Source organism: Agrobacterium vitis, assembly GCF_013337045.2.
Classification (GTDB): domain Bacteria; phylum Pseudomonadota; class Alphaproteobacteria; order Rhizobiales; family Rhizobiaceae; genus Allorhizobium; species Allorhizobium vitis_B.
Window position 1 is genome coordinate 508,365 of sequence record NZ_CP118259.1, and the last position, 25,260, is coordinate 533,624.

The following is a 25,260-nucleotide window of genomic DNA, read 5'->3' on the forward strand; positions in this document are numbered from 1 at the left end:
TAAAAAAAGCTATCAACGCCGTGGATGAAGCCGCTGCGGCGTTGAGAACATCACAGGTCAGGACAGCATTATGGCAGCCATAGACAACAGCAACATCATCGGTCTGGACAGTGAGATCTGTCTGTCCGAAGCGGGCGCGAAGGATTTCTTCGCGCTTTTGAAGCCGCGGGTGATGTCGCTTGTGGTTTTTACTGCCTTTGCTGGCCTGGTGCTGGCACCGGGTACGATCAACCCGATTCTGGGCGTCATTGCCATCCTGTGCATTGCGGTTGGGGCTGGTGCCTCCGGCGCGCTCAACATGTGGTATGATGCCGATATCGATGCGGTGATGACCCGTACGGCGCGCCGTCCCATTCCGGCAGGCCGCATCCGTCCGCAGGAGGCGCTGGCCTTCGGCATCACGCTGTCGGTCTTTTCGGTCTCGATTCTTGGCCTCGCGGTCAACTGGTTCGCCGCCGCCTTTCTGGCCTTCACCATTCTGTTCTATGCCGTCGTCTATACGATGTGGCTGAAGCGCTCGACGCCGCAGAATATCGTCATTGGCGGCGCATCGGGTGCCTTTCCGCCGATGATCGGCTGGGCCTGCGTGACAGGTGGCGTGTCGCTGGACAGCGTCATTCTGTTCATGGTGATCTTCCTGTGGACGCCAGCGCATTTCTGGGCCTTGGCACTCTACAAGATGCGCGATTACGGTTCGGTTGGCGTGCCGATGATGCCGAATGTGGCGGGTGAGGCTTCGACCAAGCGGCAGATGTTCGTCTATGCGGTGCTGACCGGTATCTTTGCCGTGGCACCGGCTTTCACCGGGCTTGCTTCGCTCTGGTACGGGCTGGTGGCTGGCGTGCTGAGTGCCGTCTTCGTTGCCTGTTCCGTTGTTGTCTGGCGGATGCCGGAGGGCGATGAGCGCATGGCGCCGGCCCGCAAGATGTTCGCCTATTCGATTTTCTACCTGTTTGCGGTGTTTTCAGCCCTGCTGGTCGACCATTATGCGGCGAGCCTTATCGCTCATGCATCGGGAGCGCTGTGATGGAAACGGTCAAGCTGACGGAAGCCCAGAGAAAATCGAGACGCGGTCGCAATATAGCGCTGGGCCTGGTCTTGGCCGGACTTGTCGTGTTGTTTTACCTCGTGACGTTGGTGAAGATCAGCGGCATGGGACAATAAGCATGGTCTGATTGCGGATCGCTCGTCATTCGACGATGCGCAGACCGGAAATGCTCACCGTGAGAGAAGCGGATAGCCGGGTTTTGAAACGCAGACGTTGACATACGCATACCATTCAAGCAGCGGCACGGGAGGAACGAGCCATGGCAGAACCGGGAGGCACGCAAGCAGAAGAACGGCGCGGCAAGGGCAAGGACCTGACCGTGTTTTTCGCTTGCCTGGCGTTTGTCGGCGGCGTCACCGCCATGAGCTTTGCCGCTGCCCCTTTTTACCGGATGTATTGCCAGCTGACCGGCTATAACGGCACCACTCAGCGGGCCGAGCAGCCGTCATCGGTCATTCTCGACCGCAAGATGACTGTCACTTTCGATGCCAATGTCTCGCCCGGTCTGAACTGGGATTTCAAGCCGATGCAGGCCTCTGTTGCCCCAAGGATCGGCGAGACCATTCAGGCCAATTATTCTGTCACCAATCGCTCGCCCTATCCGACCAAGGGGCAGGCGGTGTTCAATGTGACTCCAATGGAAGCGGCGGTCTATTTCAACAAGATCGAGTGCTTCTGCTTTACCGAGACGGTGCTACAGCCCGGCCAGACGCTGGACATGCCGGTGGTCTTCTATATCGACCCCGACATCATGGCGCAGCCGGAAACCAAGAATATCGGAACGGTAACCTTGTCCTATACATTCTATCCGCATGGCGGCGAAAAACCGGTGGCGGGGATTGCGCAGGACAAGGCCACCGTTCAACCTAAGCTTTAGTAAGCTTTCTGCCGTATCAAAGCGGTGGACGCAGATTGGAGCCAGGGCCGGAATAAACTGCCGGAATTAAGGGATGAAGTGATCGGCGGCGAGAGGCGGCGGGTCACTTGAGGAGAGTTTTCAAGCGGGGATTGCTGACATGGCCGACGCCCATCAGAAACATCATGACTATCACATCATCGATCCGAGCCCATGGCCGATCCTGGCCTCGCTCGGGGCCTTCATCCTGACCTTTGGCGGTGTCGGCTATATGCGCTACCTGCATGGCGGCTCGTTCAAGCTGTTCGGCATGGAACTGGCGCATCCCTGGCTGTTCTACATTGGCCTCGCCATCATCCTGTTCACCATGTTCGGCTGGTGGGCCGATACGATCAAGGAAGCCCATGAGGGCAACCATACGCGGGTCGTGTCGCTGCATCTGCGCTATGGCATGATCATGTTCATCGCGTCTGAAGTGATGTTCTTCGTTGCGTGGTTCTGGGCGTTTTTCGATGCCAGCCTGTTTCCCCATGAAGCCATCCAGGCATCGCGGGTCGAGTTTACCGGCGGGCAATGGCCGCCAAAGGGCGTCGAAGTGCTCGATCCCTGGCACTTGCCGCTCTATAACACTGTGATCCTGCTGCTGTCAGGCACCTGTGTTACCTGGGCGCACCATGCTTTGCTGCACAATGACCGCAAGGGCATGATCAGCGGCCTGACGCTGACCGTGGTGCTCGGCGCGCTGTTCTCATTTGTGCAGGTCTATGAATATATGCATGCGCCTTTCGCGTTCAAAAGCTCGATTTACGGCGCGACCTTCTTCATGGCCACCGGCTTCCACGGTTTCCACGTCCTTGTTGGCACGATCTTCCTGCTGGTCTGCCTGTTTCGGGCGCTGAAGGGCGATTTCACCTCGAAGCAGCATTTCGGCTTTGAAGCAGCGGCCTGGTATTGGCACTTCGTTGACGTGGTCTGGCTGTTCCTGTTCTTCTCGATCTATATCTGGGGCGGCTGGGGCGCGCCGCTGGCCCATTAAAGCATTTCCAGCAAAAGTGCGGTGCGGTTTTGCGTCCGGAAATGCGTTAAAACAAGGAGTTAGAGTGTTTCTGCGTTTCCATGCAACACAGAAATACGTTAGCGGCCAACTGGCTGGAATTAACAAGGGCGGCGTCAAGAGCGCCGCCTTCTTGTTTGCAACAGGGCTTAGGACTGTGCCGAACGCGGAATCGGGTGTTCCCGAAAAGACAGACGAAACACGAAACGCGAGAGTTTGTGTGGTTTAATCTGAACCTCACAAACTCAGGAGTGAAAAGAGGATCTCGACGCCATGGCCAGCAATAGCGATTTCCCGCCGGTCGAACCGGTCCAGGCCGCCCTTTCGGTTTCCTGCCCGCGTTGCGGACGTGGTAAGCTTTTTCAGGGATTGACCAAGCTGAAACCCGCCTGTAGCGCATGCGGCTTCGATTACAGCAGCATCGATCCCGGCGATGGGGCGTCGATTTTCGTTATTCTGATCGCCGATTTTCTGGTGGTTGGCCTGGCGCTTTATACGGAGGTCACGTATTCGCCGGGATTGTGGGTGCATTTTCTGATCTTTGGACCTTTGGCGATCGGATTGTCGCTCTGGCTGTTGCGCACCATCAAGGCGCTGCTGATTGCCCTGCAATACAAGCACAATGCCCATCCGGGGCAGATCGACCGGGAGTAGGATGGCCGCGATGACGCGTGTAAGGCTTGCCGCAAGCGGCTTTCTGGTGCTGATCGCCCTGGCGCTGCTGGTCTCGCTTGGCACATGGCAAATGCATCGCATGGCCTGGAAGGAAGGCCTGATCGCCGATATCGAATCGCGCCGCCACCAGCCCCCTGCCAGCGTCGAGGACATCGATGCGCTGGCACGCAGTGGCGGGGATGTCGATTACCGGGCCATGACAGCCTCCGGCACCTATCTCAATGACAAGGAACGCCGTTTCCTGGCGACCTATGACGGCGATGCCGGTTTTTACATCTACACGCCGCTTCAGCTTGCCGATGGACATATTCTCTTCGTCAATCGCGGTTTTGTGCCGGAGCAGAAGAAGGAGCCTTCGACCCGCATGGGTGGGCAATTGCTGGGCCTCCAGCGCGTGACTGGTCTGGCGCGGGCGAAACTGACGGAAAAGCCCTCCCGGTTGGTGCCGGACAACGATATCGCCAAGAATGTGTTTTATTGGAAAGATCTTGATGCCATGGCTGCCAGCACCGGGATCGATGCGGCCAAGGTTCTGCCGTTCTTTCTGGATGCAGGGCCATCGCCGGTGCCCGGCGGCCTGCCGATCGGCGGTGTCACGATGATCGACCTGCCCAATAGCCACTTGCAATATGCCTTGACCTGGTACGGTCTGGCGCTTGCTCTGGCGGTGATCGCGGTTATTTCGGTTTTCAGAAAGAAAACCTGAAGTCATTTCCAGAATCAACAATAATGTGGATATTGTCAAAATGCTTGAACTGAATTGGTTCAAGCATAGATGGGCAATCCATCTGCATTTTTACTTTGTTTGCTTCAATATGGATTGCCGGAATTTTACTGCTTTCAACAGTCTCGAACGGGGGTGAGAGATATGACGATATTCTTAATTGCGACAGTTTTGGTCGTTCTTGTGATGCTGGAACATATCTACATCATGGTGCTGGAAATGTTTCTCTGGATGACACCGCGCGCCCGGAAAATTTTCCGTAAAAGCCTGCAGGGCGCCGAAACCACACGGGTGATGGCCGCCAATCAAGGCCTTTACAATGGATTTCTGGCTGCGGGCCTGTTCTGGGCGCTTTTGCATCCGCTGCCGGCCATGGGGCTCCAGCTCAAGGTATTTTTTCTTGGCGCTGTGGTGGTTGCTGGCCTATATGGGGGGAGGACCGTGTCGCGGCGGATCTTCTTCGTCCAGGCCGCGCCGGCAGCGATTGCCCTGTTTTTGGTTTTACTGGCTGGATAACAATGACGACTGCGATGGACAAAACGCTTCTGGAAACCGGCTCGGTAACCCGGTCGCCATTGACGATCCGGCTGTGCGGTCCGCGCGGTTTTTGCGCTGGCGTCGACCGGGCGATCCAGATCGTCGTCCTGGCGCTGAAGGGCTATGGCGCGCCGGTCTATGTCCGTCATGAAATCGTCCACAATCGCTATGTGGTTGAGGGGCTGGAGGCCAAGGGGGCGGTGTTTGTCGAGGAACTGGATGAAATCCCGGCGGAGCATCGCCATCAGCCCGTGGTATTTTCCGCTCATGGCGTGCCGAAATCCGTGCCGGAAGATGCGCAGAAGCGCAATCTCTTCTATCTCGATGCCACCTGTCCGCTGGTCTCGAAAGTCCATAAACAGGCCATGCGCCACCAGCGGCTCGGTCGCCATGTCATCCTGATTGGTCATGCAGGCCACCCGGAAGTGATCGGCACCATGGGGCAATTGCCCGAAGGCACCGTGTCCCTGGTGGAAACCGTTGAGGATGCCGCCGTCTATCAGCCAATCGATCCGCTCAATCTCGGCTTCGTCACCCAGACCACGCTGTCGGTGGATGATACGGCAGGCGTGATTGACAAATTGCAGGAACGCTTCCCGGAGCTGAAAGCGCCTGCTGCCGACAGTATCTGCTATGCCACCACCAACAGGCAGGAAGCGGTGAAGCAGGCTGCGCCCGGCTGCGATCTTTTCGTCACCGTCGGCGCTCCCAACTCGTCCAATTCCAAGCGGCTGGTGGAAGTGGCGCTGAAGGCTGGCGCCAAGCGCTCCATCCTCGTGCAACGCGCCAGCGAGTTGGACTGGGACGCCATCGGCGAGATCCGCAGCCTTGGCCTGTCGGCAGGCGCATCGGCGCCGGAAGTGGTGGTCAACGAAATCATCGAGGCCTTCAAGGCCCGCTTCGACGCGACAATCGAGCTGGCTGAATTTTCAATTGAGAACGAAAACTTCCTGGTTAATCGCGAATTGCGCAGCATTGAGCTAACCGCAGATGACATGGCCTTCGTGAACGGTTGACCCCGCCGGGTCAGGACATTACTTGCTGGCGAGCAGACCCGGCAGTTCTTCCAGCAAAGCGTCTCGGGCCCGAACCCCAGGGGTGATCTGGTCTTTTTTCTCATCCTGAATGAGACGGGCAAATACATAGGTCTGTTTGCCTTTGCTGGCCCAGCCGACATACCAACCCCATCCTCGGCGATAATCAAACGCGGTGTCCGACAGACGAGGGAAGGCCGCACCGGTTTTACCGTGGACGGTCCAGCCATCGGCGATCTCGCGTTGCTCAACGATGGCCATTGTCTTGTCCATGGCCTCGGGGCGAACGGGCAGTTGATGCTGCACCAGCTTTTGCAGGAACGCGACCTGTTCCAGCGGTGAAATCTTCAAGGAGGAGGCGATCCATGCCCGCTCCAGGCCATTGTTCTTGCCGGGATCGCCGGAAAAATCGGCATTGCCATAGGCAAATTTCGTCGCATAATCATGAAGCTTGTCTTGTCCAAGTGTCTTGGTGATCTGCTGGGAATACCAGACGACGGAGTATTTCATCCAGCGCACCGGACCGGTCGGCTGTTTCCAATTGTCGCCGCCCCAATCCACATAACCCTGTTTGAACGGCAGGGTCGGATTATGCTCGTCTTTCAGGTAACCTGCATCGTATCCCATGACGCTGAGGGCGACCTTGAAGGTGGAAGCCGGCGTGACCCGCTCCGCACAATTGCCGTTCTGGACCAGGGTCTTTCCGGTGTTGCTATCGGCAATGACCGTGCAAACCGTTCCGGCATGCGCCGTGGACGTGAAAACACTGGCTGCGACCAGTGTCAGAGCGATTTTCCCTAATTTCACAGCCTGTTCCTTTGCCTCGATTGCGACAGAAACCCACGATTGTCGCGGGATTGCCATGGCAATCGAAAACTTCGGCAGCATTATGGTCGGCAAGGATTGACGTCGATTGCCCAGTTTGAGTGCGTCGAACCGACGGTCAGGTCATCCAGGTGTCTGTTTGGGTCATCAGGGACAGCCGTTCGGTGTGATAATCGATATGCATCTGGTGATGGCTGTTGCGCATGGCGGCCAGAATAGCCGAGGCGATGGCCGGGGCTTGTGCAAAGCCGCCCGTATTATGTCCACCGACCAGAATCACGCAGCATGCCTTGGATTTATAGGTTTCGAACAGGCCGAGACCGGATGGGGTCCAGGGACGCACGCAGTATTTCAACGTCTCGCGCAGGCTGCCTGCTTCGACCAGGCTCTGATATTGCTCAGGAAAACAGGTGGCAGCAGTGTCGATCAGGCCGTCATAGATAGTATTGAGAAGGCTTTCGTCGATATTATTGGGGTTAAAGCCGGTAAAGCCATAGCCTGAGCCGATGATGGCGGCACGTTCACCTTGTTCGCCCCAGCCGATAGTAACATTGGCATCTTCCGTGACATGGTCCTTGCGCGCCAGTTTCAAGGAATTGCGCAACAGCCCTTGCGGGTCGGGCAGCGAGAGCCATGCACCCAGCACGCCACAAATCTGGCGGTGCGAGGCGGTCTTTGCGATGGCCGCGCCTGCATAGACCCCCGGTGAGATCACCAGATTGCCGGTCACGCGCTCGCCGGTGGACAGCACGACATGATCCACCTGACCATCAAAGCGGGTCGGCATGCTGATCATTTCGGTGTTCCAGTCAAATACCACACCGCGAGCCTCATACCGATCCAGCAAATTGGCCATGAAGCGATGCAGATTGAGCGTGAAGCCCTGAACATAAACACCACCCGAAATTTCGCCAGCCTCAATGGCCTGGCGCAGGATGGGCTGCTCGGCGGCAATCTCGTCGAGAGAGGCATTTCTCAAGGTCGCGCCGATGCGGTCCTGGCGGCTTTTGGAGCGTTGAAAATGGCTAGCATCGGAATAGACCCGCAGGATGTCGCGTTGCAAACCGGATGCGGCAAACAGCTCCGGCTCCCTGGCGATCCAGTCGTCCCAGAGGGGATGGCTCTCGCGATTGAAGCGGAAGATCGAGTCGTTATAGTTTTCGGCCAGCCAGCCCGGAACGCTCTCGAAAGAGGCGATCCAGTCGCGCTCGGCCTCCTTGAGGCTGCTGGATGGCGCAACGTTCCAACCGCGCTCGGTCACGGGCCGTGAAAATTGCCAGTTCATGTCACCATGGATGTTTCGGCAATTGTAATTGTCCATTTCCGACAGGGTAAACATGCGCGCGTCGCCACCGCCTGCACTGCATCCCAGCGATCGCCAATCGGTCTTGCGGCGCGGATCGGGCCGGGCATCGATGATCCGGACACTATAGCCCGCCTCGATGGCGTAATGGGCGGTGATCAGATTGACGATACCGGCACCGATGAACGTCACCTCTTCGCGCAGATCCGTATGGACGCCACCGCCGAACTGATCGTTGCAGATACATTGTTCGGCATCCCGGAAGGCAGCGACCACGCTGGTCGCTGGGCCGAGAACAGTGATCTGGCTGTTTGCCAATTGCCGCTGCCAGGCCTTGTCGGCTCCGGCTTCGCCGTAAACCGCGACATAGACGGGTCGGTTGGCGGCGCGCGACCATTCGGCCAGCACATCGGCGTCCACCCTGTCGGCGGTGACAATCACCGAGACAGGATTTTGCCGCAGGAAACGCGACAGATGCCGAGGCCCCTTGCGGACCAGGTCATGACGGAAAAGCAGGGTGTCCGTGGCCAGATCCTCGAGGATCTCATTGTCCACGCGCGAAAGAAGAAGAACATTCATGCTGGCCTCGGAGTGTTGGTGAGAAATTGATCAGGTCATGACGACATAGATCGCGGTGCCGATCAGCAGCGCGGCCATGGTGTAATTGAACACGCGCAGATAGGTCGGGTTGGCCAGAAGCGAGCGGATGCCGACCCCGAAACTGGCCCAGAGCGATGAAGAGACGATATTCACAGCTGTGCAGACGGTAAAAATCGCCACGCCGGAAGCAAGGATGGAGGTTCCTGTTGGCATGAAGATCGATGCGGTTGTTGTCGCCTTGACCCATGCCTTCGGGTTGATGAACTGAAACGACGCCGCCTCAATAAAGGTCAGGGGCTGCGGTGCGGATTTGGCATTGGCAACCCTGGCACCGATCAGCTTCAGGGAAAGATAGATCAGATAGGCGGCGCCCGCCCATTTCAGCAGGGTTTGCAGCGCGGGAAAATAGTCAAACAGAATACCAAAGCCGACGCACAGCAAAAACGTCTGCACCGCGCAACCCATGGCAATACCCAGAATATGCGGGCCGGTGCGCGTGAAGCCGAAGTTGACGCCCGACATTGTCAGCATGACGTTGTTGGGGCCGGGTGTGACGGACATTGTCCAGTAATAAAGGGCTAAAGCCAGGTACGAAATTCCGAGAATAGTCATGATTTTTCCAATCGCGGAGCTTCGACGAAGCCGCGTTTATAGTGTTCGATAAAAATGGGTGTCGAATTACCGAAGGTTGCCGCAGAATTCCTGAATTCGGTGGCAGGCGGCGGTAATTGCGGCTTCGTCTGTGGCATAGGACAGGCGGAAGTTTCCGGCCTGTCCGAATGCGGAACCGTGAACGGCAGCCACACCTTTTTCCTCCAGCAGTGCCGTGACGAAATCTTCATCCGTCTCGATCAGCCGACCGCCTTCCGTCGTCTTGCCGAAAGTGCTTTCGCAGGAGGGAAACACATAGAAGGCGCCTTCCGGCAGCAGGCAGGTCAAGCCATTGGCCTGATTGAGCATGGAGGTGATCAGGTGTCGGCGATTGTCGAAGGCAGTGCGAAACTGCACCAGGTGGTCCTGCGGTCCATCCATGGCGGCGACGGCTGCCCATTGGGCAATCGAGCAGGTGCCGGATGTTTGCTGGCCTTGCAGCAGCACCATGGCATCGATCAGCACTTTCGGACCTGCGGCATAGCCCAGCCGCCAGCCGGTCATGGCATAGGCCTTGGAAACGCCGTTGACGGTCAGGGTGCGGTCCTTCAGGCCGGGCTCGATCTGCGCGCCGGTGACATATTGAAAATCGCCGTAGACCAGATGCTCGTACATGTCGTCGGTCAAAAGCCAGACATGCGGATGGCGCATCAGCACATCGGTCAGCGCTTTCAACTCGTCATGGGTATAGGCGGCGCCCGATGGATTGGACGGTGAGTTCAGCAAGACCCAGCGGGTGCGCGGCGTGATCGCCTGTTCCAGATCCTCGGGCCGCAGCTTGAAGGCCGCCTTCTGCGTGGTGGCAACCCGCACCGGCACGCCGCCGCATAGCGACACCATTTCCGGGTAAGAGACCCAGTAGGGGGCGGGAATGATCACTTCGTCACCGGGATTGAGGCTGGCCCGCAGCGCATTGTAGATCACATGCTTGGCGCCCGTGCCGACGATGGTTTCATCAACGCGGTAGGAGAGCTGGTTTTCGCGCTGAAACTTGCGCACGATGGCCTCGCGCAATTCAGGAATTCCAGCCACATTGGTATATTTGGTCTCACCGCGCTGGATAGCGGCAATGGCTGCCGCCTTGATATGATCAGGCGTGTCGAAGTCCGGCTCGCCGGTCGACATGGAAATCACATCGACACCGGCCAGCTTCAGCGATCGCGCTTTCTGGCTGATGGTGATGGTCTCCGACGGACGGATTTCAGACACGGAACGGGCAACAATCGTCATGATACAGGTCTTCCTAGCGCGTGTTGCATCAGAGTGCGCAGCGGTTTGCGAAACGGGGTAGATTTAAAATGCGAGGTGGAGAAACACGGCCAGAACGCCGTGTCCTCAGTCGGGCATGACAGGCAGGGATTTCAAATAGTCGACATAGGCAACTGGCAGAACATCGGCGCCCGCCAGGATGTGGTTCATATAGCCGGTTCTCGGTTTGAGACCGTCCACATTATGCTTTAGGGAAATATAGGTGATGGCCTTGACCGTCGTATTTGTGCCCATGTCTACGACATCGACTTCAAGCTGTTCATATTGTTGGGTTTCAACATTTTCATAGATATCGAGAATGTCAAAACCAGCCTGCGGCATCAGGTTCAGGGTGCCGAAGATATGGGCAGCAGCATTGGGCTGGATATTGGCGGCACCCGCTCCCGGAAAATAGGCTGATGGCTTGTTGAACACCAATTCATACCCATCCAGTCGTCCCAGTCCACGCGAGATGGAATGGACGCCGTCTTTATTCAGGCGCTCTTTCTCAAGACGATCCACATCGAGATTGGACCCATAGGCGAAGTAATATTTCATCGAAATATATCTCTTGTATCGAGGGCGCCTAGGATCGAGTATTTTTTCAGTTTTCGGTGCTGAATATTACATTTATTCAGTATTACAAAATTCTAGTTGTTTTTAATGCTTCAAAACTAAAGCAAAAAATACGTTGTGGATTAAGTATGAGTTCACTTGAAAACTGTCAATGCAATTTATGAGTTATGTAGAAATATTTTTCACCTTTTATTGTCTGCCATTTCCTGTGCCTCCGTCCATGCCGGGGCTGGCTCTCGCGTTCGTGTCATTGTATCCCTGTGCGCCAATCAACCGGAATGCGGACCCGATCTGTGGCAGTTTATACCGATATCAACGAGGTCGATCTCAAAGACTTCCTGGCGCAATATGACACTGGCGAACTTCTGTCCTTCAAGGGCATTGCCGAGGGCGTGGAAAATTCCAATTTCCTGCTGCACACGTCGAAAGGTGCGTTGATCCTTACGCTCTATGAAAAGCGCGTCGAGAAAAACGACCTGCCGTTTTTCCTGGGCTTGATGCATCATCTGTCGGCCAAGGGCCTTAACTGCCCGCTGCCACTGCCGCGCAAGGATGGCGCTTTGCTGGGCGAATTGTCCGGGCGTCCGGCGGCGCTGATTTCCTTTCTGGAAGGCATGTGGCTTCGCAAGCCGGAAACCCAGCATTGCCGGGCCGTGGGCGAGGCCTTGGCGACCATGCATCTTGCGGCACAGGGATTTTCCCTGACACGCGATAATGCCCTGGATCTTGCGGGCTGGCAGGCGCTGTGGCCGAAGGCGCGTACCCGCGCCGATGAGGTCTCTCCCGGCCTCCAGGCGGAAATCGATGCTGAGCTGGCGCATCTGGCCGGGCAATGGCCGAAGGATCTTCCCACAGGCGTTATCCATGCCGATCTGTTTCCTGACAATGTGTTTTTCCTTGGCGACCAATTGTCGGGGTTGATCGACTTCTATTTCGCCTGCAATGACTCTCTCGCCTATGACCTGTCGATCTGCCTGAATGCCTGGTGCTTCGAAAAGGACGGCAGCTATAATATCACCAAGGGCAAGGCGATGATCGACGGTTATCTGTCGGTTCGCCCCCTCTCACCGGCAGAGGTGGCGGCTATGCCGGTTCTGTGCCGTGGTTCGGCGCTGCGCTTTCTGCTGACCCGGCTTTACGATTGGCTGACCACGCCGGAAGGCGCCATGGTGGTGAAGAAGGAACCGCTCGAATATCTGCGCAAGCTGCGCTTCCACCAGGCGGTCGAGACCGCTGCCGAATACGGGTGGCCGCAATGAAACATGTTGAAATCTTCACCGACGGCGCCTGTTCCGGCAATCCTGGACCCGGCGGCTGGGGCGCGGTGCTGCGCTATGGCGAGGTGGAAAAAGACCTGTGCGGCGGCGAGGCGGATACCACCAACAACCGCATGGAATTGCTGGCGGCGATCACCGCGCTGAACACGCTGAAGACCCCATGCGAAGTTGATCTGCATACCGACAGCAAATATGTGATGGACGGCATTTCCAAGTGGATTTTCGGCTGGAAGAAAAACGGCTGGAAAACCGCCGACAAGAAGCCGGTGAAAAATGGCGAGCTCTGGCAACAGCTCGATGCCGCCAACCAGCGTCACAAGGTGACCTGGCACTGGGTCAAGGGCCATGCCGGTCATCCCGAAAACGAGCGGGCCGACGAACTGGCCCGCAAGGGCATGGAACCCTTCAAAAAGGGCGGTGCAGGCTTGAAGCCAGGCTTATAATCGCACAATCCCACAAGGAGTTACCGATGATCTATCACTGCGTTTTTCTGCGGTTCAAGTCGGCGGTCTCTGACGCTGAGAAACAGTCGATCTATGATGCCATCACTGCATTGAAGGAGGTTGTGCCGGGTATGCTGGAGGTCCGTGCCGGTCAGAATGTGTCGCCGGAAGGTTTGAATGGCGGCTTTGTCGATGGGTTCATCGTCCGTTTCGAAGACGCCACGGTGCGCGATTATTACCTGAAACATCCCGATCATATCGCGGTTGGCGACCGTATCGTCGCCGCGACGGATGGCGGATTGTCCGGCATCATGGTCTTTGATCTCGAGGCATAAAAACAGCGGCCGTCCCGGTAGATGTAGGGTTATCGGGACGGCCCTATCAGGCTGACTGTAGGGTGACGTCAGCTTGATTTGCGCATGGCATCGGCCAGCTTGTCGACATTGTAGCGGAACATTTTCTCATAGGTTGAAGCCGGGCCCTTGGGCTTGGACAGGGCTTCCACATAAAGCTCGCCGCCGGATGTGGCGCCAGTTGCCTTGGCGATCTGCTTGACGAGACGCGGATCGTTGGAGTTTTCGAAGAAATAGCTCTTCACATGCTCGGTCTTGATCTGCTCGATCAGCTTGGCAACATCGGCGGCAGAGGCTTCGCTTTCGGTGGAAAGGCCGAGCGGCGACAGGAAGCTGATCTTGTATTCGCGGCCGAGATACCCGAAGGCGTCGTGGCTGGTCAGGATCTTGCGCTCGGATTCCGGGATGCTGTCGAACTTGGCATGGGCGTAGGCGTTCATGTCATCCAGCTTTTTCGTATAGGCGCTGGCATTGGCCTTGAAGGCTTCGGCATCGGCCGGATCGGCAGCGGTCAGCGCCTTTTCGATATTGGCGACCCAGACCTTCACATTAACAGGGCTGTTCCACACATGCGGATCGGTCACGGTCTTGCCGTCTTCTTCCATGGTGCGGGTGTTGATGCCCTCGGAGGCGACGACCGGCTTGCCCTTGTAGCCGGAGGCGGTGATCAGCCGGTCCATCCAGCCTTCCAGGCCTTCACCGGACACGAATGTCACATCGGCGGCCTTCAGCGCCTTGGCATTGGCGGGCGACGGCTCGAATTCATGGGGGTCGCCATCGGGGCCGACCAGGCTGGAGACGGCGACATGATCGCCGCCGACCTGTTTCACCACATCGGCCAGCACGGTGAAGGACGCGACGACCTTCACTGTTTTGGCAAAAGCCGGTGCGGTAGACAGGGCCATCAACAGTGGCAGGGCTGCGGACAATAACAGTTTACGGTTCATGGTGATCTCCTGTGATCAGGCTTTCAGGTGTGGACTGGGAAGAAACCGCCGGAAAACACCGGAGGGAGCAAAAAGAATCGACAGGCCGTAAAACAGCGCCGCGACCAGGATGATCGTCGGCCCGGAGGCCAGTTCCAGATGGTAGGAGGCGATCAGGCCGAGATAGCTGGCGACAATGCCGCTTGCCGCCGCCACCACCATCATGCCGGGCAGGCTGCGGCACCAGAGTTGGGCAATGGCGGCGGGCAGCATCATCAGCCCCACGGCCATCAGCGTGCCAAGCGCCTGGAAACTGGCGACCAGATTGAGCACGACGAGAAACAGGAACAGGAAGTGATAGACAGGCCCGCGACCGCCGACGGCCCGCAGGAAGCCGGGGTCGAGGCATTCGGTCACCAATGGCCGGTAGATGACGGCCAGTGCCAGCAGCGAGAAGGAGGCAATGGCGCCGATCTGCACCAGCGCATCATTGTCGATGGCCAGAATAGTCCCGAACAGCACATGCAGGAGGTCGATATTGGAACCGCGCAGCGACACGATCAGCACGCCAAGCGCCAGGGATGTCAGGTAGAAACTGGCAAAGCTGGCATCCTCCTGCAACACGGTTGAACGGGTAACAAAGCCCGACAGCAGCGCCACGGAAAGACCAGCCACCAGCCCGCCCAGCCCCATGGCGGTCAGCGACAGAGACCCGGCGATCAGGTAGCCGATGGCGGCTCCCGGCAGCACCGCATGGCTCATGGCATCGCCGACCAGGCTCATGCGCCGCAGCATCAGAAACACGCCGATCGGGCCGGAGCCGAGGCCGAGGCAAAGGGAGGCCACCAACGCCCGGCGCATGAAGCCGTAATCGGCAAACGGCGCGATCAGCAGATCGTAGGCGGTCATGCTGCGGGCCTTGTGCTTTTCATATCCGCCGGGCGGCAGACTTCGGCATCCTCGTCCCAGCGCTCAGCCATGGCGCGGGCCTTGAGCAGATTGGCTGACGACAGGGCGTCCTGGGTCGGACCCCAGCTGACCAGCTCGCGGGCCAGCAGCAAAGTCTCGGGGAAATGGCTGCGCACCTGATCGAAATCGTGCAGGACCGCAATCACCGTGCGGCCATCGCCATGCCAGCCGCGGATAATGTCGATCAGGTCGCGGGTGGTGCGCGCATCAATGGCGGTGAAAGGCTCGTCCAGCAGGATCACCTTGGCATCTTGCAACAGCAGCCGGGCAAACAGCACCCGTTGGAACTGACCGGCGGACAGCGCGCCGATATGGCGCTTCTCAAACCCTTCTAGCCCGACCATTGCCAGGGCTTGGCCAGCTTTGTCCATGTCGGATCGGGCGATGCGGCCAAAGGCGCCGCTATTGCGCCAGGCACCAAGCAGAACGGTGTCGAAAACGCTGATCGGAAACCGGCGATTGATATCGGCGGCCTGCGGCAGATAGCCGAAATCGGTCCGCTTCAGGCTATGCTCCACCGTGCCTTCGGCGGGGCGCAATTCGCCGATGATTGCCTTCAGCAGGGTGGATTTTCCGGCCCCGTTCGGTCCGGCAATTGCCGTCAGGCTGCCAGCCTCGATCACGCCGTTGACGTGATGCACAGCCGGATGCCGGTCGTAGGCGACGGTCAGATTGGTGAGCCGGATCATGGGATCGCTCATGGCAGGGCCACCGCCCATTGGATGGCAAGCCAGGTCAGGCCAATCAACGCCAAAGCAAAACCCAGCCGCATGACGGCGGACCGTGCCAGTAAACTGGGAAAGATAGGATCTTCGTCCTGCAAGGCCCGCACTCCGATAGTGGATTATATATGTAATAACGTTACGTGTAACGATATAACAATAATGGCAAATCGATGGCAAGCCTTTCTTCCCGGATGTGGAAGCCTTATCCTGAACTATCGGCATTCATAAAAAAACCCGGAAGCATGGGCCTCCGGGGTCTTTGTCTTGGTGGAACGCTAAAAGAGAGCTTTCCAGAAAACCGGTAAAAAGAAAGCTTACAGCCGTTCCAGCATGGCTTCAGCGGAGGAAACCGTGGCTTGGCCGGGATTTTCCTCGATATCGAGGCTTTTCACCATGCCATTTTCCACCAGCATGGAATAGCGCTTGGACCGAACGCCGAGCCCGCCTGCCGACAGGTCCATGTCGAGCCCGAGCGCCTTGGAGAAGCTCGCATCCCAATCGGCGAGGAAATGGATCTTGCCCATGCCGCCGCTGTGCTGCGCCCAGGCGCCCATGACATGCCAGTCATTGACAGAGAGAACGGCGATTTCATCGACGCCCTTGGCCAGCAGCGCTTCGCGTTGCTCCAGATAGCCGGGCAGGTGGTTCAGGGTGCAGGTCGGGGTAAAGGCGCCGGGCACGGCAAACAGCACGACCTTCTTACCCTTGAACAGGTCCTCGGTGCTGATTTCCACCGGGCCGTCAGCGGTCTTTTCCTTGAAAGTCGCCGCCGGAACCGTATCGCCAATTGCAATCGTCATGAAATCTCTCCTCATTGTGCTTGATGTCTCAGTCTGTTCCAAAAGCGCAGCCCGCCAGCGGCCATTGACTGTCAGGGCTGCACTATAGGGCGGCCGGTTCCGAAGGCAAGCGGGGCTTCCATGGCGCGCTTGTTGCCGGCTGCCACCAGAATGTGCCAGGTCTTGCCGCTCACCGAATAATTGCGCGGAAGTTTGGGCAGAGCGATGCGCAGCGTGCGGCTATTGCCTTTGCCTTGCACCGCCTTGTATTCGGTAAACAGATAGCCTTCCGGTCCGGTCACCAGAATACGCGGCTCGTCCTTGGAGCCATCGGGCAGGACCAGCGACACGTCGAGGCTGGAAAGATCGGGGGCCATTTCGAAGTCGGAGACGTAAAAATCCTCCGCAGCCGCCGCAGGCAGTTTGGATTTGGCCTTGTCAATCAGCTTAACCTCGCCGACATCGGTGGTTTCCTCGTGGCTGAGATCGATGCTGAGATCGGCTTGAAACGGAATGCAGATATTGCGGCACATGCCGATGAAGGCCGTCAGCTTGAGCGGGCTTTGCCAATCCTCCCCGCTGCTTTTCAGGGTGAAGGGAAATACCACGGCATGGTCATAGCCGACATCGCGTACGCTGCCGATATCCATGCGCTTGGGCACCGGGAAGCTCAGCGGCGAGGGTGTGACCTTCGCCTCCGGCGGGGCGGTCAATTGTGGTGGAATACCGCTGTCGCCGGGCTCGCGCCAATAGGTAAACCAGCCGTCGTTCGGCTCAATCTGCAGGCCCGCCTGCCGGGTTCCATCCGGAGCCGGCGGCAGGACGATCAGCCGCATCCGGCCGCCGTCGCTGGTCGCCCAGGCGGAGGTGGCGGCGTTCGCGTCGCCCAACGGCATCAATGCCAAAAGAGCAGAGAGCAGCAGAGCTGGAGAGAGGGTGAACACCTGGCGCATTGAAAAAATTGCATGGATCATGGTGGCTATTTAGACTGGCCCCATGGCTGCTGCCAATCACGCTTTTTACGGTTTTATCATTTTCGGTTGATTGATCGCCCTTCATGGCTCATCTTGGGAAACATGACTTGCGCCACATAGAACATTTCAGCATTTCACCGAAAGACTGAAACTTTGTTTGACGCATTTCCGGACACCAACCTCGCTATACGTTGGCTGGAAATGCTTTAGATCGGCACCCCGAACAGACCGGAGGCAGCATGGCTTTTTTGACCTTGAAGTCTGACCGCGAAAGAGGCTTTCTCGACGGCCATTTCCTGATCGCCATGCCCGGCATGGCTGACGGCAATTTTACCCGCAGTGTCGTCTATGTCTGCGCCCATACGACGGCTGGCGCCATGGGCTTCATCATCAACCGCACCCAGCCGGTCAAATTCGCCGATATCCTGCTGCATCTCGACCTGATCGATCAGAACGATGCGATCATGCTGCCGGACCATGCCCGCAACTTCCCCATTCAATGCGGCGGTCCGGTGGAAACCGGCCGTGGCTTTGTGCTGCATTCCGACGATTACCTCAGCGACAGCAGCATTCCGGTCAGCGACGATATTTCCCTGACCGCGACGCTCGACATCGTCCGCGCCATTTCCGATGGACGCGGCCCGGCGCGCGCCACCATGCTGCTTGGCTATGCCGGTTGGGGGCCGGGCCAGTTGGAGGCGGAGATCGCCAATAATGGCTGGCTGAATTGCCCGGCCTCAGAAGACCTGATCTTCGATCCGGTCCTTGACAATAAATATGACCGGGCGCTGGCCCTGATCGGCATCAGCCCCGCCACCCTGTCGGCAGAGGCTGGCCACGCCTGATCAGGGCTGTTGAGGCTTGCGTCGCAGCGGGCGAAAGATGCGGGGCAGACTGAGCGAAGCGGGCAGGGTCATGACGATGACACCGGCCACGACCAGGACGAGACCGGCGAGCACGGTCGGGCTATAGCGCTCCCCCAGAAAAATCGCGCCAATGCCGACCCCGATCGGCACCCGCAGATAGGCCTGGGATGTGGTGGCGACCGAGCCGAGCGTATGGACAAGCCGGAAATAGATGACAAATGCCAGCGCGGTGGAAAACACCGAGAGCGCCAGCAGGGCCGCTAGCGAAGAGGTGGAGACGGCCAGCGTCCAGGGCTTGTCCACGATCAGGCTGAGCGGAATAAGCATAGCCGCTCCGCACAAAAGCGAGCCGGCAGCGGGCATCATCGGGTCAAGTCCCTTAAAATTCCTCCCGAAAATCGCGGCCATCGCATAGCAGGCCGATGCCAGGATGACGGCGCATTGCGCAACGAGATCGGTTCCGGCGGAATGAAAAGCGTTGAAGCCGACGATCAGGCAGGTGCCAGAAATTCCCAACAAAACGCCAAGCAGTTTGGGCAGGCCGACATGTTCATGCCGGGTGAAGGCGACGGTGATCAGGAAGGTGAAGATCGGCGTCAAGGCATTGAGGATCACGGCAAGCCCGGCCTCGACATGCAGTTCCGCCCAGGCAATCAGGGTGAAGGGCAAGGCGCTGTTGAGGCAGGACTGGATGAAGAACCGCCGCCAGGTTGCGCTGTCGCGGGGCAGTGTCATGCCGCGCATCCGCAGAATGGCAAGCAACAAGCTGCCAGCCAGCAGGGTGCGGGTGGCAATCAGCGTGATCGGTGGGATGGTCTCCACCCCGATGCGGATGAAACTGTAGGCAGCGCCCCAAACGGTTGCCAAAGCCAAAAGCAGGGCAAGTTCTTTTAAAAGGACCGGTTTTTCCATGGACTATCACTTTCTATCGGGATGGTTTGATGTGCCTTGGTAGCCCAGTCGCTGATGATAATGCTTCGGCCATAGCCGAAGTGTTGCATGATGACAATTGCTGTTCAGCGGCCTATATTGAGGTCATGTCGAACATCGCATCTGGAAACATGCTGGCTGAAATTGCCGCCCTGATGGGGGACCCGGCCCGCGCCAATATGCTGATCGCCCTGATGGGCGGGCAGGCGTTGACCGCAGGCGAGTTGGCGCTGCATGGCGGTGTCAGCGCCCAGACCGCCAGCGGCCATCTGGCCAGGATGGTGGAGGGCCGTCTGCTATCGGTCGAAAAACAGGGCCGTCACCGATATTACCGTCTGGCCGGGCGCGCTGTTGCCGCGGCGATGGAAACGCTGATGTCGCTTGCCGCTGACGGGCCCCGACGCCTGCATCCGGTTGGCCCGAAGGACTTGGCGCTACGCTCGGCGCGCAGCTGTTACGATCACATCGCCGGTCGTCTCGGCGTGGCGCTTGCCGATGGCTTGCAGACCAAGGCCTATATCGAGCTAGGGGAGGAGGCTGTGACGCTGACGCCACCTGGCCAGCAGTTTTTCTGCGATTTCGGCATCGATCTTTCCCCGGCCACACCACGCGGACGGCCGTTCTGCCGCACCTGCCTCGACTGGAGCGAGCGTCGCCCGCATCTGGCCGGACGGCTGGGCGCGGCCTTGCTGGACAGAATGCTGGACCTGGGCTGGGTGGCGCGCCAGCCGCAGGGCAGGGCGCTGCGGATCACCCAGGCCGGACAGCAGGGCTTTCGGGCGCAATTCGGGGTTACGGAAGACTGGATGGCGTGAAGAGATCACGCCGTCAGGCCTGAACAGCCGCACCCTCCGGTATGATCAAGCCCGCTTTGCCCGCTGTTGCTGGTCTTTCAAAAGACGCATGACCGCTTCCGGGCCAACCGGGGCGCCGTAGAGGAAGCTCTGGCCGTAATGGCAGCCCATTTGGGCCAGTTCGTCGCCGTCATCCTCGCTGGCAATGCCTTCCGCTACGACATCCATGCCCATGTCCTTGGCCATTCCGATCACCGAGCGCAGCAGGATATTGCGCCGCTCGCTGGTATCGGTCACCAGTTCCCGGTCGAGTTTCAGCGTATCGAAGGGAAAGCGCGTCAGATAGGACAGTGAGGAATAGCCGGTGCCGAAATCATCCAAGGCGAGACTGAGCCCGATATCCTTCAGCTTTTCCAGCACCAGCCGTGCCTGTTCGGGATTTTCGACTACGACGGATTCGGTCAGCTCCAGCTTCAGCCGGGCCGGATTGCAATTGACTCGGCTGAGCAGGCTGCGGATATCGGTATAGAGCGTGTTGTTGATCAGCTGGGCGCTGGACAGGTTGACGGAGACGAAAATCGGCATTTCGCCTGTCTGCTTTTCCCATTCCACCAGATCCGTTGCCGCCCGCTCCAGCGCGAACATGCCGAGCGGCATGATCAGGTCGCAGCTTTCCGCCAGGGGTATGAATTCAGAAGGGGAGATCGTGCCGCGCTTGGGATGTTCCCAGCGCATCAGCGCTTCGAAACCGGCCAGCTCCTCGTCATCCAGCCGGACGATCGGCTGATAGACCATGGTCAACTCGCCACGCTCGACAGCGCGGGCAAGTTCGGTTTCCAGCTGCAGTTTTTCCGAGACGCTGCCCCGGAATGCCGGGCGGAACGGTTCCACCTTGTTGCCGCCGCCGCGCTTGGCGCGGTACATGGCAAGCTCGGCATCCGACAGCAGCCCGGCAGCGCTTTCCTGCTGGTCCACCCAGGAGACCAGGCCGATGGAGGCGGTCAGGTTGATCTCGCGATTGGCGAAATTGATCGGCACCATGATCGCCTTGCTCATCGCATCGGCAAAATCGGCGACCTTGGCCGGATCGCGCTCGGAAATCAGGATCAGACCGAACTGGTCACCCGAAAGCCGGGCCAGCGTATCCTGTGGCTTCAACAGGCGGCGCAGCCGCCGGGTCAGCGCGATCAGAATATTGTCTCCGGCGGAAATCCCGAGCATGTCGTTGACCCGACCGAAATTGTCGATATCGACGATCATCACAGTCGGGCGCACCGTATCGGCGGTGGCGGTCACGGTCAAAAGCGTCTGCAAACGGTCCAGAAACACTTCCCGGTTCGGCAAGCCGGTGAGATTGTCGTTGATCGCATCCTGCAACAGCCGGTCGACGGTGTTTTTCTGCTCGGTGACATCGGCAATCGTACCGATGCAGCGGATGATTTCGCCATTGGCTCCCAATACCGGCCGGGCGCGGATATGCAGCCAGTGGAAATGCCCGTCATCGGCGCGGATGCGGAATTCGTGGTTCAGCCGCCCACGCTTGTGCTCCAGAAGCACGTCCAGCGTGGCGCGAAAACGGTCGCGGTCATCGGGGTGCAGGCTGGGAATCCAGTTGCGGGCAGCCCCGTGCAGCGCGCCGTGGCTCAGGCCAAGCCGGGTGGAAATATCGGGAATGGTCACCACCCGGTCGCGGGCCACATCCCAGTCCCAGACGATGTCGCCAGCCCCGGTCAGCGCCAGGGATTGCCGTTCCAGATCGGAAAACAGGCCCTGGTTATAGCCACCGCCAGCAAAGGCATGCTGCATGACGGTAAAGCCGATCAGCAGCACGATCAGCACCAGCGCGCCGCCATGAGCGGGCTGGATGATGTCATTGGAGAGCCGACCCGTCACCGTCATCCAACCGGCAATCAGCCAGACGATAATCAGCGTCCAGGTCGGCACCAGCAGGATGGCGCGGTCATAGCGGTTGAAACCGAGATAGACGATCAGCGCGATTCCCGCCGTGGCCGTCAGCGCAAAGGACAGTCGGGCAATGCCAGCGGCAATCGACGGATCGTAGATGGCCACGCCAAACAGCAGCACCAGGCCCAAGATCCAGGCAAAGGTCGCGTAGCCAAGGTTCACATGCCAGCGATTGAGGTTGAGATAGGTAAAGAGAAAGATCACGAAGCCGGAGGCCAGGCCCACTTCGGCCCCCGCTCGCCAGATCTGCTCGCTATGGGTGGTGATGCTGATCAGCTTGCCAAGAAAGCCGAAATCGACGCAGATATAGGCGAGCACCGCCCAGGCCAGCGAGGCGGCGGCGGGCAGCATGGATGTGCCGCGCACCACGAACAGAATGGTCAGGAACACCGCCAGCAGGCCGGAAATGCCCAGCACGATGCCGCGATAAAGTGTGAACGAGTTGATCGTATCCTTATAGGCATCCGGCTCCCACAGATAGATCTGCGGCAGGTTCGGCGTTGCCAGTTCGGCCACGAATGTCACCACAGCCCCCGGATTGAGGGTGATGCGAAACACATCGGCATCGTCGCTCGGCACCCGGTCCAGCGAAAATCCTTCGCTGGGGGTGATGGAAATGATCCGCTGCGAGCCGAGATCCGGCCAGAACACCTTGGAATTGACGAGACGATAATGCGGCGCGACGATCACCCGCTCCAACTGCTCGTCGGATACATTGGCGAGCGCAAACACCGCCCAATCGCCCTGGTGCTGCGCTGACGAGGCGCGCACTTCGATGCGGCGGCGAATGCCATCGGACCCGGCGGCAGTAGAGACCTGAAATGCCTCACCCTGATTGAGATGGATTTCCGTCGTGGCGGTGAGGTCAAGCGCTGTATCGTCACGTGAAATCTTCACCGGTTCGGCGGCATGGCTGATGCCCGCTCCAAACCCGGCCAGTGCCAGGAGCACCAGCAGGAGGCCAGCGGCAAGCCGCAACAGGCCTGGATTGGATAAGGCCTGTTTCTGCTCAAAAAACCGCTGGGAACTGGCCTCGGATGAGTATCTGAATATATTCATGAATAGAGTTTTTTGCCGGAAACGGCACCAGGTTCCGCCAGAAGCGAGTAGATCGCGTGATCTCTCCACTGTCCGTTGATGTTCAAATATCCGCGCAACAGACCTTCCCGTTCAAAACCGGCCCGCTCCAGCAGCCGGATGCTTTTGTCATTGTCAGGAATACAGGCGGCTTCGATACGATGCAACTCAAGTTCCTTGAAGATATATGGTTTTGCCAATTGAAGTGCGGCAAACATATGGCCTTGGCCGGCGAAACGTTCGCCCATCCAATATCCGATCATACAAGCCTGGGAGACGCCGCGCCGGATCAGGCCGATGGTCAGCCCGCCCATCAGCACAGCGTCGCTTTCGCGAAACAGAAAAAATGGCACGGCCAATCCACAGGCATATTCCTGGGCATTGCGCATGACACGCGATCGAAAGGCGCTTTCGGTCAGCTCGTCGGGACGCCACAGCGGTTCCCAGGGCTGGAGAAAAGCCCGGCTTTCAGACCGTAGCCTGTACCATTGATTATAATCGCCATTGCGCGGCAGCCGCAGCAGACGTGCCCCGTCACGCAGCTCCGGCCGTTCCGGCTGGCGGGACAGAAACCCGAACACAGACCGCGTCATTTGTCATCCCCCACCCGAACAGTCCCTGCTTCCATTCCTTCGCATGCTGGAGGAATTGCGGTAACCTGCTGAAAGATGTGGCTTAACCCCAAAGGTCAGCCCCCCTGCCAACCTAAAGGCCAACCCAAAGACCAGATTGAGCGATGCCTCAGCCGCGCGCCGCCTTCAGCACCGTGTCGCGTGATCCCGACAGGGCCGAAAGGATGTCTTCCATGGGCGCCAACTGTTCGAGCGGGCCGATGGCTGACAATGTCGGTGGGCTGCCGTCGAAGAACAGCCGCCCAGCAAGGTCCGTCAGCCGGTCAACGGTAATGCTTTCCAACCGCTCCATCAGTTCCGGATTGGAAATCGGCCGACCATAGAGCATCATCTGCCGGGCGATCTGTCCGGCGCGCGCCGCGGGGCTTTCCTGCCCCATCAGCAATTGCGCCCGGATCTGGGTGCGGGACCGGTCGATTTCCTGTTGCTCGATTCTTTCAGCCGATTTGCGCAGCTCGCTGATGATCACAGGCACCAGTTCCGGCAGGTTTTCGCCGCCGGTCGCGGCATGAATGCCGAAAATGCCGGTATCGGAAAAGCCCCAGTGAAAGGCATAGACGGAGTAACAGAGGCCGCGAAATTCGCGTACCTCCTGAAACAGCCGCGAGGACATGCCGCCGCCGAGGATATTGGCCAGAATCTGCGAGGCGTAGAAATCGCGCGCATGATAGGCGCGGCCTTCGAAGCCGAGCAAAAGCTGGGTGTCCATCAGGTCGCGGCTTTCGCGCACCTCGCCGCCGGTATAGCGGGCAGGGGTGATCAGCGGCGAGACGGCGGGCTTGGTGCGCAGCGTGCTGAAGCGGTCTTCCACCTGGCGCACGAAGCTTTCGTGGTCGACGGCGCCAGCCGCCACCACAAACATCCGGTCGGTGGTATAGTTGCGGGCAAGATAGGCGCGAATCTGGTCGCTGGTGAAACCATCCACCGTTTGTGGCGTGCCAAGAATGCCGCGTCCGACCGTCTGGTCGCGAAAGGCGGTTTCGGCGAAACGGTCGAAGACAACGTCATCAGGCGTATCAAAGGCCGCGCCGATTTCCTGCAGGATCACATGCTTTTCACGGATCAACTCTTCGTCATCGAAGGCCGAATCAGTGAGGATGTCGGCGAGGATATCGACGGCCAGCGGCACATCGTCCTTCAGCACCCGGGCGTAATAGGAGGTGGTCTCTGTTGATGTCGCGGCATTCAGCTCGCCCCCGACATTCTCGATTTCCTCGGCAATCTGGCGGGCGGTGCGCCGTTTCGTCCCCTTGAAGGCCATGTGCTCGAGAAGATGGGCAATACCATGTTCCTCAGCGGTTTCATCGCGCGAACCGGATTTGACCCAGACGCCCAGCGCGACGCTTTCCAGATGCGGCATTTTTTCGGTAACGACCGTCAGCCCCGAAGGCAGGCGGGTGCACTCAACATTCATGGTCC

28 protein-coding genes are annotated in these 25,260 nt (G+C 58.6%); 13 read left to right on the forward strand and 15 right to left on the reverse strand.

Features of this window, described 5'->3' with window-relative positions:
* Positions 1-70: 70 nt before the first annotated feature.
* The 8 genes from cyoE to ispH all read left to right on the forward strand — a co-directional run bounded on the left by cyoE (position 71) and on the right by ispH (position 5,910).
* Positions 71-1,027 (forward strand): heme o synthase, encoded by a 957-nt coding sequence (gene cyoE, locus G6L01_RS02325; RefSeq protein ID WP_070167655.1) that lies wholly within the window; start codon positions 71-73, stop codon positions 1,025-1,027.
* Positions 1,027-1,164: a hypothetical protein gene (locus tag G6L01_RS02330; RefSeq protein ID WP_060719083.1), complete on the forward strand. Its 138-nt coding sequence runs from the start codon at positions 1,027-1,029 to the stop codon at positions 1,162-1,164. Before cyoE ends, G6L01_RS02330 begins: the two co-directional genes overlap by 1 nt.
* A gap of 143 nt (positions 1,165-1,307) precedes the next feature.
* The gene (locus tag G6L01_RS02335) at positions 1,308-1,925 is read left to right on the forward strand and encodes a cytochrome c oxidase assembly protein (RefSeq protein ID WP_070167656.1); all 618 of its coding nucleotides are present in this window, start codon (positions 1,308-1,310) and stop codon (positions 1,923-1,925) included.
* A 139-nt stretch (positions 1,926-2,064) separates the two neighbouring features.
* Complete coding sequence (locus G6L01_RS02340) at positions 2,065-2,940, forward strand: cytochrome c oxidase subunit 3 (protein ID WP_070167657.1); 876 nt, start codon at positions 2,065-2,067, stop codon at positions 2,938-2,940.
* A gap of 291 nt (positions 2,941-3,231) precedes the next feature.
* Positions 3,232-3,612 carry a DUF983 domain-containing protein gene (locus G6L01_RS02345; RefSeq protein WP_015915167.1) on the forward strand — a complete coding sequence of 127 codons (381 nt, stop codon included), beginning with the start codon at positions 3,232-3,234 and terminating at the stop codon, positions 3,610-3,612.
* 1 nt (position 3,613) lies between these two features.
* Positions 3,614-4,339, forward strand: a complete 726-nt coding sequence (locus G6L01_RS02350) for an SURF1 family protein (RefSeq protein WP_081344264.1) — start codon at positions 3,614-3,616, stop codon at positions 4,337-4,339.
* A gap of 162 nt (positions 4,340-4,501) precedes the next feature.
* The gene (locus G6L01_RS02355; protein ID WP_070167658.1) at positions 4,502-4,873 is read left to right on the forward strand and encodes a DUF1304 domain-containing protein; all 372 of its coding nucleotides are present in this window, start codon (positions 4,502-4,504) and stop codon (positions 4,871-4,873) included.
* Positions 4,874-4,887: 14 nt separating this feature from the next.
* On the forward strand, positions 4,888-5,910 hold the full coding sequence (ispH, locus tag G6L01_RS02360) for a 4-hydroxy-3-methylbut-2-enyl diphosphate reductase (RefSeq protein ID WP_070167879.1): 1,023 nt from the start codon (positions 4,888-4,890) through the stop codon (positions 5,908-5,910).
* 18 nt (positions 5,911-5,928) lie between these two features.
* Here ispH and blaOXA read toward each other — a convergent pair whose 3' ends face one another.
* From blaOXA to G6L01_RS02385, 5 genes are all read right to left on the reverse strand, one after another.
* A complete protein-coding gene (gene blaOXA, locus G6L01_RS02365; protein WP_070167880.1) occupies positions 5,929-6,735 on the reverse strand; it encodes a class D beta-lactamase in 807 nt (268 codons plus the stop codon).
* Between the two features lie 136 nt (positions 6,736-6,871).
* Positions 6,872-8,635 carry an NAD(P)/FAD-dependent oxidoreductase gene (locus G6L01_RS02370; RefSeq protein ID WP_070167659.1) on the reverse strand — a complete coding sequence of 588 codons (1,764 nt, stop codon included), beginning with the start codon at positions 8,633-8,635 and terminating at the stop codon, positions 6,872-6,874.
* Between the two features lie 30 nt (positions 8,636-8,665).
* Entirely contained in the window at positions 8,666-9,268 is a 603-nt protein-coding gene (locus G6L01_RS02375; protein ID WP_070167660.1) for a LysE family translocator, read from the reverse strand.
* Between the two features lie 66 nt (positions 9,269-9,334).
* Complete coding sequence (locus tag G6L01_RS02380; RefSeq protein WP_070167661.1) at positions 9,335-10,537, reverse strand: pyridoxal phosphate-dependent aminotransferase; 1,203 nt, start codon at positions 10,535-10,537, stop codon at positions 9,335-9,337.
* 105 nt (positions 10,538-10,642) lie between these two features.
* Positions 10,643-11,113 (reverse strand): gamma-glutamylcyclotransferase family protein, encoded by a 471-nt coding sequence (locus G6L01_RS02385; protein WP_081344265.1) that lies wholly within the window; start codon positions 11,111-11,113, stop codon positions 10,643-10,645.
* Positions 11,114-11,424: 311 nt separating this feature from the next.
* Here G6L01_RS02385 and G6L01_RS02390 point away from each other — a divergent pair, with 311 nt between their 5' ends.
* The 3 genes from G6L01_RS02390 to G6L01_RS02400 are packed head-to-tail and all read left to right on the forward strand — an operon-like array spanning position 11,425 to position 13,186.
* Positions 11,425-12,390: a homoserine kinase gene (locus tag G6L01_RS02390; RefSeq protein ID WP_070167663.1), complete on the forward strand. Its 966-nt coding sequence runs from the start codon at positions 11,425-11,427 to the stop codon at positions 12,388-12,390.
* On the forward strand, positions 12,387-12,851 hold the full coding sequence (rnhA, locus tag G6L01_RS02395) for a ribonuclease HI (protein WP_070151936.1): 465 nt from the start codon (positions 12,387-12,389) through the stop codon (positions 12,849-12,851). The genes G6L01_RS02390 and rnhA overlap by 4 nt, the downstream gene beginning before the upstream one ends.
* 26 nt (positions 12,852-12,877) lie before the next feature.
* Positions 12,878-13,186, forward strand: a complete 309-nt coding sequence (locus G6L01_RS02400) for a Dabb family protein (RefSeq protein ID WP_070151938.1) — start codon at positions 12,878-12,880, stop codon at positions 13,184-13,186.
* A 68-nt stretch (positions 13,187-13,254) separates the two neighbouring features.
* Here G6L01_RS02400 and G6L01_RS02405 read toward each other — a convergent pair whose 3' ends face one another.
* From G6L01_RS02405 to G6L01_RS02430, 6 genes are all read right to left on the reverse strand, one after another.
* A complete protein-coding gene (locus tag G6L01_RS02405) occupies positions 13,255-14,151 on the reverse strand; it encodes a metal ABC transporter substrate-binding protein (RefSeq protein ID WP_202032378.1) in 897 nt (298 codons plus the stop codon).
* 15 nt (positions 14,152-14,166) lie between these two features.
* Positions 14,167-15,039 carry a metal ABC transporter permease gene (locus tag G6L01_RS02410; RefSeq protein WP_070151942.1) on the reverse strand — a complete coding sequence of 291 codons (873 nt, stop codon included), beginning with the start codon at positions 15,037-15,039 and terminating at the stop codon, positions 14,167-14,169.
* A complete protein-coding gene (locus G6L01_RS02415) occupies positions 15,036-15,800 on the reverse strand; it encodes a metal ABC transporter ATP-binding protein (protein WP_070167664.1) in 765 nt (254 codons plus the stop codon). Before G6L01_RS02415 ends, G6L01_RS02410 begins: the two co-directional genes overlap by 4 nt.
* Positions 15,797-15,922: a hypothetical protein gene (locus G6L01_RS02420; protein WP_267889551.1), complete on the reverse strand. Its 126-nt coding sequence runs from the start codon at positions 15,920-15,922 to the stop codon at positions 15,797-15,799. Before G6L01_RS02420 ends, G6L01_RS02415 begins: the two co-directional genes overlap by 4 nt.
* A gap of 216 nt (positions 15,923-16,138) precedes the next feature.
* Complete coding sequence (locus tag G6L01_RS02425; protein WP_070151946.1) at positions 16,139-16,624, reverse strand: peroxiredoxin; 486 nt, start codon at positions 16,622-16,624, stop codon at positions 16,139-16,141.
* A gap of 71 nt (positions 16,625-16,695) precedes the next feature.
* A complete protein-coding gene (locus G6L01_RS02430) occupies positions 16,696-17,577 on the reverse strand; it encodes a protein-disulfide reductase DsbD domain-containing protein (protein ID WP_081344266.1) in 882 nt (293 codons plus the stop codon).
* Between the two features lie 239 nt (positions 17,578-17,816).
* Between G6L01_RS02430 and G6L01_RS02435 the strand changes: the two genes are divergently transcribed.
* On the forward strand, positions 17,817-18,422 hold the full coding sequence (locus G6L01_RS02435) for a YqgE/AlgH family protein (protein WP_070167665.1): 606 nt from the start codon (positions 17,817-17,819) through the stop codon (positions 18,420-18,422).
* On the opposite strand, the gene G6L01_RS02440 is transcribed toward G6L01_RS02435, so the two are convergent.
* Positions 18,423-19,355: a DMT family transporter gene (locus G6L01_RS02440; RefSeq protein ID WP_070167666.1), complete on the reverse strand. Its 933-nt coding sequence runs from the start codon at positions 19,353-19,355 to the stop codon at positions 18,423-18,425.
* A gap of 149 nt (positions 19,356-19,504) precedes the next feature.
* On the opposite strand from G6L01_RS02440, the gene G6L01_RS02445 reads away from it, so the two are divergent.
* Positions 19,505-20,188: an ArsR/SmtB family transcription factor gene (locus tag G6L01_RS02445; protein WP_070167882.1), complete on the forward strand. Its 684-nt coding sequence runs from the start codon at positions 19,505-19,507 to the stop codon at positions 20,186-20,188.
* A gap of 45 nt (positions 20,189-20,233) precedes the next feature.
* On the opposite strand, the gene G6L01_RS02450 is transcribed toward G6L01_RS02445, so the two are convergent.
* The 3 genes from G6L01_RS02450 to G6L01_RS02460 form a co-directional block, all read right to left on the reverse strand.
* The gene (locus G6L01_RS02450; RefSeq protein WP_234891933.1) at positions 20,234-23,191 is read right to left on the reverse strand and encodes a sensor domain-containing phosphodiesterase; all 2,958 of its coding nucleotides are present in this window, start codon (positions 23,189-23,191) and stop codon (positions 20,234-20,236) included.
* Positions 23,188-23,802, reverse strand: coding sequence for a GNAT family N-acetyltransferase (locus G6L01_RS02455; protein WP_070167667.1), 615 nt, complete (start codon positions 23,800-23,802; stop codon positions 23,188-23,190). The genes G6L01_RS02450 and G6L01_RS02455 overlap by 4 nt, the downstream gene beginning before the upstream one ends.
* Before the next feature lie 148 nt (positions 23,803-23,950).
* Positions 23,951-25,255 (reverse strand): M16 family metallopeptidase, encoded by a 1,305-nt coding sequence (locus G6L01_RS02460; RefSeq protein WP_070167668.1) that lies wholly within the window; start codon positions 25,253-25,255, stop codon positions 23,951-23,953.
* Positions 25,256-25,260: the final 5 nt, after the last annotated feature.